Below are 11,975 nucleotides of genomic sequence, written 5' to 3' on the forward strand. Positions count from 1 at the left end.
CTGGCCCTACCCCGAGATCCTGATGCCGGGGTCGACGCCCCAGATCGCCAATGTCATGAACAGGTCGGCGAACACGACCAGGATGATGCACATCTTGATCGCCCGGCCCGCGGCCACGCCGACGCCCTCGGGACCACCCGAGGCGAAGAAGCCGTAGTAGCACTGGATGAACGTGGTGATCATGACGAAGATGACCGCCTTGAGCAGCGAGTACAGCACGTCCGTCGGTACCAGGAATTGGTAGAAGTAGTGCGAGTACGTGCCCGCCGCGGTGCCACCGATGAGCTGCACGGTGACCGAGCAGGACAGATAGGCCATCACCAGGCCGATGCAGTACAGCGGAACGATCGCGATGACCGCGGCCATCATCCGGGTGCTGACCAGGTAGGGCAGCGGGCGGATGGCGATGGAGTCGAGCGCGTCGATCTCCTCGGAGATGCGCATGGCGCCCAATTGCGCGGTGAACCGGCAGCCCGCCTGGGCCGCGAACGCCAGCGCCGCGAGCAGCGGGCCGAGTTCACGGGTGGTGGCGAAGGCCGAGATGGCACCGGTGATCGGGCTCAGGCCGAGCAGGTCGAGCGAGGTGTGGCCCTGGATGGCGACGGTCATGCCGCCGAAGGCGCTGATGATGAGGATGACGCCGATGGTTCCACCACCGACGACGATGTTGCCGTTTCCCCACGTGACGTCGGAGAGCAGGCGCCAGATCTCCTTCGGATACTGCTTGAACGCCAGCGGAATGGAGCCGACGGACCGCAGGAAGAAGAAGACCTGGTGGCCGAGGCGGGCGAGCGCGTCGACGGGCGCTTTGCCCGCCGCCTTGAGCTGGCGTATCGGCCGCAGCAGCGGAGGTACATAAGTCGATGACATGGTCAGACCACCTGTGGGGGGAAGACAGCGGCGTAGATCTGCGTGATCGCGACGTTGACGCCGAGCAGCATGACCATGGAACTCACGACCGCCGAGTTCACCGCGTTGGCGACACCGCCGGGGCCGCCACGGGCGTTGAGGCCCGAGTCGCAGGCGATGATCGCGGCGATGATGCCGAAGATGACCGACTTGAGCAGCGCCACCGCGAGGTCACGGGTGACCGCGAACGAGGCGAAGGTGCTCATGTAGGAACCGGGCGTGCCCGCCTGGGCGAAGATGTTGAACATGTAGCCGGTGATGAAGCCGACGAACACGACGAAACCGCAGAGCAGGAAGCTCACCAGCATGGCGGCGCCGAGCCGGGGGGCGACGAGCCTGCGCAGCGGGTCGACACCCATCACCTTCATGGCGTCGATCTCTTCGCGGATGGTTCGTGAGCCGAGGTCGGCGCACACCGCGGAGCCGACGGCGCCGGCGATCATGATCGAGGTGACCAGTGGCGCGCCCTGCTGGATGATGCCGAGGCCGTTGGCGGCGCCGATGAACGAGGTCGCGCCGACCTGACCGGCGACCGCGCCGACCTGGATGGACACGATGACCGCGATCGGGATGGCGACCAGCAGCGTCGGAGCGGCGGCGACGCTTGCCATGAACGCGCACTGACGCACGAATTCGTCGAAGGGGAAGCGTTTACGGAAGATCGCGACGACCAGCTCCGTGATGGCTTCGATACCCATCGTGATCTGTCGACCGAAGGTTTCGAGGGACTTCTTCGGATGGTCTTCCCAAAGGCCCTTGGTCCAGTCCACAGCTTCACTGACCCGTGAACGTTCGGGCGGACTCTTGGTCGACTGCACTGCTATTACCCCTCTCGACGCCAGGCCATCAACACCCCGACGACTTGTTTGCTTGACGCACCTTACTACGGAGTAGTGCAGAACACACCACCGACATGTGAGCGCTGTCATAGATGGATATCACTGTCGGCGGCCCTTATGACCACTGCCATGACGGACCATACAGCCCTGAATTGTCCGGCTTCGGAGTTTGCGCCGGATGTCGTTTCCGGGCGCGGACTCCCAGCGTCTGCGGCTGCCGGAAAGAATATTGCGGAAAACTGTCATACATAACGAATGACGCGTCCGATTTCCCGCACAGATCACGGGTATAACTCGCCAGGCCCGGCTTCATCACGATTTCGATAGAGAATCGCTATCACCGCGCGGGGTGTCGCGGCGCCTGGTAAGCAGCAATCCGAGGGCTTCGCTCTGGCGCGCCCGGGATCGAATACCGCGGCTATAGACAGACCGTATTGATATCGTGCGAACTTCCGACATCTGGAGGGACATGTTCAGCAAACTCGCGCGTGTGGCCACGGCCGCCTTCGCGCTCACCCTCGGTGCGGCTCTACTCGGCACCGGCGCGGGCACCTCGCAGGCACAACCCGGTCCACCGGTGATCGGCGGCGGATCCGGGATCGTCATCGACAACACCTTCGAATGCACCCTCACCACGGTCGGCCACGACGGCGCGGGCAGGCTCGTCGGCCTCACCGCCGGGCACTGCGGTGACGCGGGCGCACCGGTGGCCGCCGAGGTCGATCGCGGATACGGCGAGATCGGCAGGTTCGTCTACAGCAATACCGAACTCGACTACGCCGTCATCGAATTCACCCCCGGCCGGATCACCCCGGTGAACCGGATCGGCAATGTCACCATCACCGGTGTCGGCGGGCCCGCCCAGTTCCCCACCATCGTGTGCAAGGAGGGCCGGACCACCGGCAACACCTGCGGCATCACCTGGGGCGACGTGTTCGCGACCAATGTGGAGACGTGGTCGCAGATGTGCGTCGTGGAAGGCGATTCCGGTGCGCCGGTGGTGGTCGGGTCGACGCTGGTCGGGATGGTGAACGCCTATCTCGCGGTGGCCTGCTTCGGCCCCGAGGTCGGCACGAACATGTCCGCGATCATGCACGACATGAACGCGCGCGGCGGTCACGGATCCGGGTTCCACCCGATCTGATCGGCGAGTGAACAGACAACGGGCCGCGCGGTCACACCGTGCGGCCCGTCTCGTCGTCGGTGGCTACAGCGTCTGCGCGCAGACGACGAAGCGGCGGGTGTCGTAGACATAGCCCACGTCGGCGTCGTCGGGGCAGTCGTTGGCGCTGGTCGCGTCGCTCTTGATGGTGACGACCCGGACCGGCTCGTTGCCCGAGGCGTTGCAGTCGATCCGGCGCGCGACGAGTTGTTCGGCGGCCACATCCATGCAGCCACCCACCACCCAGTCGATGTCGAGGCACAGGGCGCCGGTCTCGACGCCGTCGAGGGTTTCGAAGTAGTTCTGGTCGCTGTCGGCGATACAGCCGTCGCGGTTGGGCGCCTTGCCGATCACCTTGTAGTTGGCCGAGCGGCTGCCGCACGAGGCCTTCTCGATGGTGGCGTCCTCGGCGGTGCCGCCGAGATTCACACAGTCACCGACACTGGCCTGGAAGTCGGTGGTTCCACCCTTCTTGGTGGTGGGTGCCGGTTTGCTCGTCGTCGACTTGCCCGGTTTCTTGGTGGTCGGTGCGGCGCTGCTGGTGGCGGGGACCACGTCGATCGCCGGCTGCGCGTAGCCGTCGATGGTGCCGCCGCACGCGCTCGAACCGAACGCGACCGCCGTGATGGCGAGCGCGCCGGCCAACCGGCGGATGGACAGATCTGCAAACACCTACTGTGAATACACCACCGAAGCCACCGGCGTCGACCCGATCCGGTCGGCGGATCGCTACGCAGCATCAGGAGGTTGGGCCGATGGTGTCAGCAACGGCGGGCGAGCCGGGCGCGGGTACGCCGACCGCGCCACGGCAGATGCGCATCGATCCGAGGTTCATCCGGCTGGCCGACCACTTCTTCGGGATGTTCCAGCAGCCGAGCCGCGGGGGCGGTGCGCTGGCGGTCTACCTCGACGGGCGCCCGGTCGTCGATGTCTGGGCCGGGTGGGCGGCCAAGGATCAGCGGTGGAACGGCGGGCATGTGGCGCTCACCTTCTCCACCGGCAAGGGTGTGGCCGCCACCGTGCTGCACCGGGTCGCGGAGCGGGGGCTGATCGACTACGAGGCGCCGGTCGCCGAGTACTGGCCCGAGTTCGCCGCGCACGGCAAGCACGACATCACCGTGCGCGATGTGCTGTCGCACCGGGCCGGGTTGCATCGGGTACGCGGGCTGGTTCCGGGCCGCGAGGGGATTCTCGACTACGGCGCGGTGGTGACCGCCCTGGCCGAGAGCCCGGCCGACCCGCGCCGCATCCGCACCTCCGGGTACCACGCGATCACCTTCGGCTGGCTCGTCTCGGAGATCCTGCAGCGCGCGACCGGCGAATCCTTCACCGAGCTGTTGCGCCGGGAAGTGGCCCAGCCCTTGGGAACCGACGAGTTCTGGTTCCAGGTGCCCGTCGCGCAGCGCCGCCGGATCGCGAAGATCTTCCCGCATCTCGCACCGCCGGGTATTCGCTGGAACACCGCGTCGTCGGTGTTGTCGTGGGTGCGGCCCGTGCGTGGGCTCGCGGAGGCCGGGATGCCGGAGAGTTTCGACGAACTGGTGCGCGATCCGCGCGTGCACGACGCGGTGATGCCCGGCTGGAACGGGGTGTTCTCGGCGCGGGCGCTGGCACGGATGTACGGCGCGTTGGCCAACGGAGGCGTCGTCTATACGGGTGACGCGGAAAACGCTACGGGCGAACGTGATTCACCGGTGCAGTTCCTGCGGCCGGAGACGATCGAGCAGATCAACCGCACACAGCAGACCGAAAGCCGTGACTATGTACTCGGATTGCCGTTGCGGTTCACCCTCGGCTACCACCGGCCCGTGTTGATGACCAAGCAGCAACCGCGACATGCCTTCGGGCACTACGGAGTCGGCGGCTCGGGCGCCTACGCCGACCCCGATCTGGGAATGTCGATCGCGTTCGTCACCAACCGGCTCGGCAATGCGGTGACCGCGCTCGGGGACGCGCGGCTGGCCAAGCTCGCGGCCATCGCCCAGGGCACCGTGCGGCGCACCCGCGCCGAGCGGTAGTCGAACCAGGCGCGGGCGCACGCCGTAGTACCTGGCATGAGAGGTCAGTGCCCGCCACGCCCCGCCCTGCTGCACGGCCTGGTCGCGGGCCTCGATTTCGAGGGTTACCTGCGTCGACGTGCCGCGAGCGGTGACCCGTTCGCGGTCGGGTTTCCTGGGTTTCCGCCGGTGTTGTTCACCGGGACCGCCGAGGGTGCGCGTGAACTGTTCCGGGCGCCGGTCGAGCTCGTCGACCCGCCGCGGCCGAATCCGATCGAGCCGATGGTCGGCACGGCGTCGCTGATCCTCACCTCGGGGCCGCGTCATCGCACGGATCGGGCGATGCTCGCGCCCGCATTCCACCGCGCGAAGGTGCGGGCGCTGGGCGAGGTGATCCGGGAATCGACGCTGCGCGAACTCGAATCCGACAGTGGTACAGGCGCTCCCTGGCCGGTCGGCAGCCGGGTCGACGTGCTGACGAAGGCACGATCCATCACCCTGCGCACCATCCTCGCGGCGGTGTTCGGCGCGGGTGCCGACAGTGAATACGGCGACGCGGTCGACGACTTCCTCTCGACGTTCACCACGCCCCTGCTCGTAGCGCCCGTTTTGCGCCGTGCCACCGGCGGTTTCGGGCCGTGGGACCGCTTCGTCGCGGCCAGGGACCTTCTCGATCGGCGGCTGCTCGCGGGCATCGCGCGCCGTCGCGCCGAGGGCCCGGCCGCGGGCGATCTGCTCGATCTGCTGCTCGCCACCCGTTACGAGGACGGCTCCGCGCTGACCGATGCCGAACTGTGCGAACAGTTGCGCACCCTGCTCGTCGCCGGGCACGAGACCACCGCGACCTCACTCACCTGGGCGTTGTATCACCTGCACCGTGAACCCGGTCTGCTTGCCAGGCTCACCGACGAGCTGGCCCAGGCGGGGGACGACCCTGCCGAACAGGCCACCGCGCCGCTGCTCAACGCTGTCTGCCAGGAGACGCTTCGCCTGCACCCTGCCGTACCCATCGTGCTGCGGCAGCTGCGCGAACCGTGGCGGTGGCGTGGGGTCGACGTGGCCGCCGGGCAGACGATCGGGTTGGCCGTCGGTGTGCTGCACAGCCAACCCTCGACCTGGCCCGCACCCCGGCTGTTCCACCCCGACCGGTTCCTCGGCCGCAAATACACACCGTTCCAGTACGCGCCCTTCGGCGGCGGTCATCGCCGGTGTATCGGCGCCACGCTGGCCGAATACGAGTTGCGCGTCGTGCTCGCCACCCTGCTCACGAGCGCCCGGCTGCGCCTGGACCCCGCGCTGGCCCTCGGCCGTCGGCCGCGCACGGTGCCGCACAATCTCGCGACCGCGCCGAACCGGGCGATCCACTTCACACGCACGGCGTGATCTCCCTCACTCCAGGTTTGAGACTCACATGCGTGTGCTTCCGGACCGTGGTGCCGACGCCTTTCCGACTCGCCGCCCTGAGCGTGGCGTTTGACGAAAGCCACTGAGTCACAGGTTGTTATGTGACACAGCGCACACCGTTGCCGTTCCGTGATCGCGATGCAACGGAGCTGGCACGTTGTCACTCCGGACGGGTAGGAATGAGCGGTCAGGGTCGGGGCGTCGTTACCCCGTGGAGACCCCATGCGGACTCCGCGTCATTCGAAGATATAGACGAGGAAACCTAATGCACTACGAGGCAAACCGGCAGCAATCCCATCGGCTTCGCCGTGGTCTGCTGCTGACGGCGGCGATCGCCGCCACCGGCGCGCTCATCGCTGTTCCCGCGCAGGCTCAGCCCGCGCTTCCCGGCGCGGGTTCCAGCAACCCCGTGGTCGAGCAGCCCGCGCCGCAGGCGACGTTCGCGCCGCCGAACATCAACATCGCCGACGGCGAGACGGTCGGTGTCGCACAGCCGATCATCATCACCTTCAAGGAGCCGATCGAGGATCGTGCGGCCGCCGAGCGGGCCATCAAGGTCACCTCGAGCGCCAACGTGCCCGGCAACTTCTACTGGACCGGCGACAAGCAGGTGCGCTGGAAGCCCACCGAGTTCTGGCCCGCCAACACCGACGTGACCGTTGTCGCCGGCGGCACCACCAGCTCGTTCCACATCGGTGACGCCTTCGTCGCCACCGTGGACGACGCCACCAAGGTCATCACCGTCACCCGCAACGGTGAAGTGGTGCGCGAGATGCCGACCTCGCTCGGCAAGCCCGGCTACGAGACCCCCAACGGCACCTACATCGTCGGCGAGCGGCTCGAGAAGATGACGATGGACTCGTCCACCTACGGTGTGCCGGTCACCGACCCCGAGGGCTACAAGCTCGAGGTCGAGTACGCCACCCGCCTGTCCAACAGCGGCATCTTCATCCACGCCGCGCCGTGGTCGGTGGGTCAGCAGGGCTACTCCAACGCCAGCCACGGCTGCCTGAACGTGAGCACCGAGGATGCCAAGTGGTTCCTGGAGAACTCGCGTCGCGGTGATGCCGTGATCGTCACCGGCACCCAGGGCCCCACCCTGAGCGCGGGCGACGGCCTGGGCGACTGGAACTGATCCGCCTCTCCGCGAATTCTGGCCAGACTCTGGCGCGTACGGAATTCCTGACGCGGCAAGCCATCCGGGCGTGGTTCGGTCAGCCCGTACCCGGTGAGTTACCCATGTACTTCTGACCTCAGCCGAACAATACGATCAATCCAGGTCGTATTGTTCGGCTTCTTGCTGTACTAGACCTGTGCGCCCGATGTTCAGGAAATCGGCGGGCAGGGTTAACCAGCGGTTCGCCATGCACCGTAAAGCTGCCGCGGTGCGTAGCAGTCCGGAGCGGGTTCTTCCCGTGCAGCGAGGTCGTGGCCTGAGAAATCGGCCGTGGCAGGACTACGCGTTGTTCGTGTTACTCGTAGTCCCGAACTTGGTTCTGCTCGGGATGTTCGTCTACCGGCCGCTGGCCGACAACATCCGGCTCTCGTTCACCGACTGGAACATCGCCGATCCCGTCGCTACGCCCATCGGTTTCGCCAACTATGTGGAGTGGTGGCAGCGCGACGACTCCTGGAAGGTCGTCGGCAACACGGTGATCTTCACCGTCGCGGCGGTGCTGGTGAGCATGGCGCTCGGGCTGGCGCTGGCGATGTTGCTCGACCGGAAGTTGTTCGGGCGCAATGTGGTTCGGTCCGCCATCTTCGCGCCGTTCGTGATCTCCGGTGCGGCGATCGGGGTGGCATTCCAATTCATCTTCGACCCCAGTTTCGGGCTCGTGCAAGATGTGCTGCTCCGCCTCGGCGTGACGAATGTGCCGGATTTCTACCAGGATCCGCAGTGGGCGTTGTTCATGGTAACGATCACCTATATCTGGAAGAATCTCGGATACACCTTCGTCATCTATCTGGCGGCACTGCAGGGCGTGCGGAGCGAACTGCTGGAAGCCGCCGAAATGGACGGCGCCAGCCGGTGGACGACATTCACCAAAGTGCTTCTGCCGCAACTTCGTCCGACAACGTTCTTTCTTTCGATCACGGTATTGCTGAACTCGCTTCAGGTATTCGACATCATCAATGTGATGACACGTGGCGGGCCGCTCGGCAACGGCACGACGACCATGGTGTTCCAGGTGTACGAGGAGTCGTTCCGCAATTTCCGCGCGGGCTACGGCGCGACTGTCGCCACGATCATGTTCGCCGTGCTGCTCGTGGTGACCCTGATCCAGGTGCGCGTGATGGATCGAGGTGAACGATGAAACACGTCGGTCCCGAAACCGTTTCGTATCGCAGGCGGGAACGCGCGATCACCCTGCTCGGCTACGCGGCGATGCTGTGTGTGCTCGTCATGGTCGGGGTTCCGCTGTTCTGGATCCTCATCACCTCGTTCAAGGACCGCGCCGACATCTACACCCAGCCCGCGGTGTACTGGCCGCACAGCTGGCACCCGGAGAACTACGGGCACGCCACGACCACCGTCCCGTTCTGGACGTTCCTGCGCAACTCGCTGATCGTCACCGGGGTGGTGTCGGCGGTGAAGTTCACGCTCGGGGTGTTCAGCGCCTACGGCCTGGTGTTCCTGCGCTTCCCCGGCAAGAACATCGTGTTCCTCGCGATCATCGCCGCGCTGATGGTGCCCAACCAGATCACCGTCATCTCCAACTACGCGCTCATCGCGCAGCTCGGGTGGCGCAACACCTTCCAGGGCATCATCATCCCGCTCTGCGGCGTGGCCTTCGGCACCTTCCTCATGCGCAACCACTTCCTGTCGCTGCCCGGTGAGGTAATCGAGGCCGCCCGGATGGACGGCGCCAACTGGTGGCGGCTGCTCACCCGTGTGGTGCTGCCGATGTCGGGGCCGACGATGGTGGCATTCGCGGTGGTCACGCTGGTGAACGAGTGGAACGAATACCTCTGGCCGTTCCTGATGGCCGACTCCGCCGACGTCGCCACCCTGCCGGTAGGGCTCACGCTGCTGCAGAACACCGAGAACCCGAGCGTCACCAACTGGGGTCCGGTGATGGCGGGCACCGTGCTCACCATGCTGCCGATTCTCGTGGTGTTCCTCGCGCTGCAACGTCACATGATCAAAGGCCTCACCTCCGGTGCGGTCAAGGGTTGATTCTCGAACAGGAGATCCACGTGTCCACTTCACGATTTCCGGCGCTGAGCCGTCGCGGCTTCCTCGGCCTGTCCGGCGGTGTCGCCGCCGGTCTCGCGCTCACCGCTTGCGCGGGCACCGGCGGCGGGTCCGGTGGTGGCGGCGACGCGAACACGATCACCTTCTGGTCCAACCACCCCGGCACCTCCAAGGAACTCGAGCTCGAGCTCATCAACCGGTTCCAGGCGCAGCACCCCGAGCTGAAGGTGAACCTCGTCGACGCGGGCAAGAACTACGAGGAGGTGGCGCAGAAGTTCAACGCCGCGCTCACCGGTGGTGACCTGCCCGATGTTGTTGTGCTGTCGGATGTCTGGTGGTTCAACTACGCGCTGACCGGTGCCATCGAACCGCTCGACGGGCTGTTCGGTGAGGCCGGGGTGAAGCTCGACGACTATGTCGACTCGCTGGCCGCGGACTACCTGTTCGACGGTAAGCACTACGCGCTGCCGTACGCGCGCTCGACGCCGCTGTTCTATTACAACAAGGATGTGTGGGCCAAGGCCGGGCTGCCGGATCGTGGGCCGAACTCGTGGCAGGAGTTCGACGAGTGGGGGCCGAAGATCCAGTCGGTGGTCGGCGGTGACAAGTTCGCGCACGCCTGGGGTGATGCCAAGAACTACCTCGGCTGGACCTTCCAGGGCCCGAACTGGACCTTCGGCGGCGCCTACTCCGACAAGTGGGCGCTGAAGTTCACCGATCCCGGTTCGATCGCGGCCGCCACCTACCTGCGCGAATCGATCAATGTGAAGAAGTACGCGGCGATCCGTCCGCAGATCGCCGTCGACTTCGGGACCGGGGTCGCCGCCTCGACGATCGCTTCCACCGGTGACCTGAAGGGCATCCAGAAGAACGCGACCGGCAAGTTCGAGCTCGGCACGGCGTTCCTGCCGCATCCCAGCGGGCCCGGCGTCACCACCGGTGGTGCGGGTCTTGCGGTGCCGTCACGCATCTCCGCCGAGCGGAAGGTGAACGCGCTCAAGTTCATCGAGTTCGCGACCAATGCGGCGAACACGGCGTACTTCTCGCAGAACACGGGTTACATGCCGGTGCGCAAGTCGGCGGTGAGCGATCCGACCGAGGTCGACTTCCTCGCCAAGAACCCGCACTCCAAGACCGCCATCGACCAGCTCGCGGTGACCAAGTCACAGGACTACGCGCGGGTGTTCGTGCCCGGCGCCGACCAGATCATCGGCACCGGATACGAGCAGATCGGTCTGCAGAACGCGGATCCCGCAACGGTTCTCGCGAAGGTCGCCGCTGATATCCAGGCGATCATCGACCGGCAGATCACCCCCAAGCTGCCGAAGTAGTCCCCGTTGGCCCGCGGTCTCCGCCGCGGGCCCGCTCGTCCGTTTTCGAGGAGAAGTCCATGGCGACAGTGCAGTTCGACGGTGTCACGCACCGCTACCCCGGCAGCGAGACCGCCGCGGTCGACGCACTCGATCTCGACATCGCCGACGGCGAATTCCTCGTGCTGGTCGGGCCGTCCGGGTGCGGGAAGTCGACCAGCCTGCGCATGCTCGCCGGACTGGAATCGGTGGAGGACGGCACGATTCGCATCGGCGATCGTGATGTGACCGGACTGCCGCCCCGGGCGCGCGATGTGGCGATGGTGTTCCAGAGTTACGCGCTCTACCCGAACATGACCGTCGCGCAGAACATGGGCTTCGCCCTGCGCAACGCGGGAATGTCGAAGTCCGACACCTTGGTTCGGGTCCGCGAGGCAGCCGCCATGCTGGAACTCGAACCGCTGCTCGACCGCAAACCGGCGAAACTGTCGGGCGGGCAACGGCAACGGGTGGCGATGGGCCGCGCGATCGTGCGCCGCCCGCAGGTGTTCTGCATGGACGAACCGCTGTCCAACCTGGACGCGAAACTGCGGGTGAGCACCCGCTCGCAGATCGCCGCCCTGCAGCAGCGCCTCGGCACCACAACGGTGTACGTCACCCACGACCAGGTGGAGGCCATGACCATGGGCCACCGCGTCGCCGTGCTGCGCGAAGGCACCCTGCAGCAGATCGCCGCACCGCGCGAACTCTACGACGACCCCGTGAACACCTTCGTCGCCGGTTTCATCGGTTCACCCGGCATGAACCTGCTCGAAGCGCCAGTGTCGGACGGTCACGCCGTCCTCGACGGTCTGCGAATCCCACTGCCCCGCAGCGTTTCCGGTCAGCGCGTGATCCTCGGCATCCGCCCCGAATCCTGGGAAGTCACCACCGACCCCAACGGCATCACCGTCGTCGCCGAACTCCTCGAGGAACTCGGCGCCGAATCCTTCGTCTACACCCACGGCGCAGGCACCGACTGGTCGACCCGCGCAGGCAAAATCGTCGTCCGCGTAGACCGCCGCTTCCACACCACCCTCGGCGAAACCCTCCACCTCCGCCCCAAACCCGAAGAAATCTTCTACTTCGACGCCGAAACCGAACTCCGCCTCCGCTGAC

Annotated in this window: 11 protein-coding genes; 8 read left to right on the forward strand and 3 right to left on the reverse strand. The window is 66.1% G+C overall.

Annotation, left to right across the window (positions count from 1 at the left end):
• Positions 1-6: 6 nt before the first annotated feature.
• Both NCO8_RS27630 and NCO8_RS27635 read right to left on the reverse strand, forming a co-directional pair.
• Positions 7-870 (reverse strand): MlaE family ABC transporter permease, encoded by an 864-nt coding sequence (locus tag NCO8_RS27630; protein WP_067495001.1) that lies wholly within the window; start codon positions 868-870, stop codon positions 7-9.
• Between the two features lie 2 nt (positions 871-872).
• The gene (locus NCO8_RS27635) at positions 873-1,727 is read right to left on the reverse strand and encodes an MlaE family ABC transporter permease (RefSeq protein ID WP_067495005.1); all 855 of its coding nucleotides are present in this window, start codon (positions 1,725-1,727) and stop codon (positions 873-875) included.
• A 490-nt stretch (positions 1,728-2,217) separates the two neighbouring features.
• On the opposite strand from NCO8_RS27635, the gene NCO8_RS27640 reads away from it, so the two are divergent.
• On the forward strand, positions 2,218-2,892 hold the full coding sequence (locus tag NCO8_RS27640) for a S1 family peptidase (RefSeq protein WP_067643958.1): 675 nt from the start codon (positions 2,218-2,220) through the stop codon (positions 2,890-2,892).
• Positions 2,893-2,955: 63 nt separating this feature from the next.
• On the opposite strand, the gene lppU is transcribed toward NCO8_RS27640, so the two are convergent.
• Positions 2,956-3,582 (reverse strand): LppU family putative lipoprotein, encoded by a 627-nt coding sequence (gene lppU, locus NCO8_RS27645; protein ID WP_067495011.1) that lies wholly within the window; start codon positions 3,580-3,582, stop codon positions 2,956-2,958.
• 83 nt (positions 3,583-3,665) lie between these two features.
• Here lppU and NCO8_RS27650 point away from each other — a divergent pair, with 83 nt between their 5' ends.
• From NCO8_RS27650 to NCO8_RS27680, 7 genes are all read left to right on the forward strand, one after another.
• On the forward strand, positions 3,666-4,928 hold the full coding sequence (locus NCO8_RS27650) for a serine hydrolase domain-containing protein (protein ID WP_067643961.1): 1,263 nt from the start codon (positions 3,666-3,668) through the stop codon (positions 4,926-4,928).
• A 36-nt stretch (positions 4,929-4,964) separates the two neighbouring features.
• Positions 4,965-6,290 carry a cytochrome P450 gene (locus tag NCO8_RS27655; protein ID WP_067643964.1) on the forward strand — a complete coding sequence of 442 codons (1,326 nt, stop codon included), beginning with the start codon at positions 4,965-4,967 and terminating at the stop codon, positions 6,288-6,290.
• Positions 6,291-6,576: 286 nt separating this feature from the next.
• On the forward strand, positions 6,577-7,446 hold the full coding sequence (locus NCO8_RS27660; RefSeq protein ID WP_067495019.1) for a L,D-transpeptidase: 870 nt from the start codon (positions 6,577-6,579) through the stop codon (positions 7,444-7,446).
• Between the two features lie 229 nt (positions 7,447-7,675).
• Positions 7,676-8,626 carry a carbohydrate ABC transporter permease gene (locus tag NCO8_RS27665; protein ID WP_067643967.1) on the forward strand — a complete coding sequence of 317 codons (951 nt, stop codon included), beginning with the start codon at positions 7,676-7,678 and terminating at the stop codon, positions 8,624-8,626.
• The gene (locus tag NCO8_RS27670; RefSeq protein ID WP_067643970.1) at positions 8,623-9,489 is read left to right on the forward strand and encodes a carbohydrate ABC transporter permease; all 867 of its coding nucleotides are present in this window, start codon (positions 8,623-8,625) and stop codon (positions 9,487-9,489) included. The genes NCO8_RS27665 and NCO8_RS27670 overlap by 4 nt, the downstream gene beginning before the upstream one ends.
• Before the next feature lie 20 nt (positions 9,490-9,509).
• The gene (locus NCO8_RS27675) at positions 9,510-10,838 is read left to right on the forward strand and encodes an ABC transporter substrate-binding protein (protein WP_084457555.1); all 1,329 of its coding nucleotides are present in this window, start codon (positions 9,510-9,512) and stop codon (positions 10,836-10,838) included.
• 59 nt (positions 10,839-10,897) lie between these two features.
• Entirely contained in the window at positions 10,898-11,974 is a 1,077-nt protein-coding gene (locus tag NCO8_RS27680) for an ABC transporter ATP-binding protein (RefSeq protein ID WP_067643973.1), read from the forward strand.
• Position 11,975: the final 1 nt, after the last annotated feature.

Origin of the sequence: Nocardia coubleae NBRC 108252, from assembly GCF_001612805.1 — a bacterium.
Taxonomy (GTDB): Bacteria; Actinomycetota; Actinomycetes; order Mycobacteriales; family Mycobacteriaceae; genus Nocardia; species Nocardia coubleae.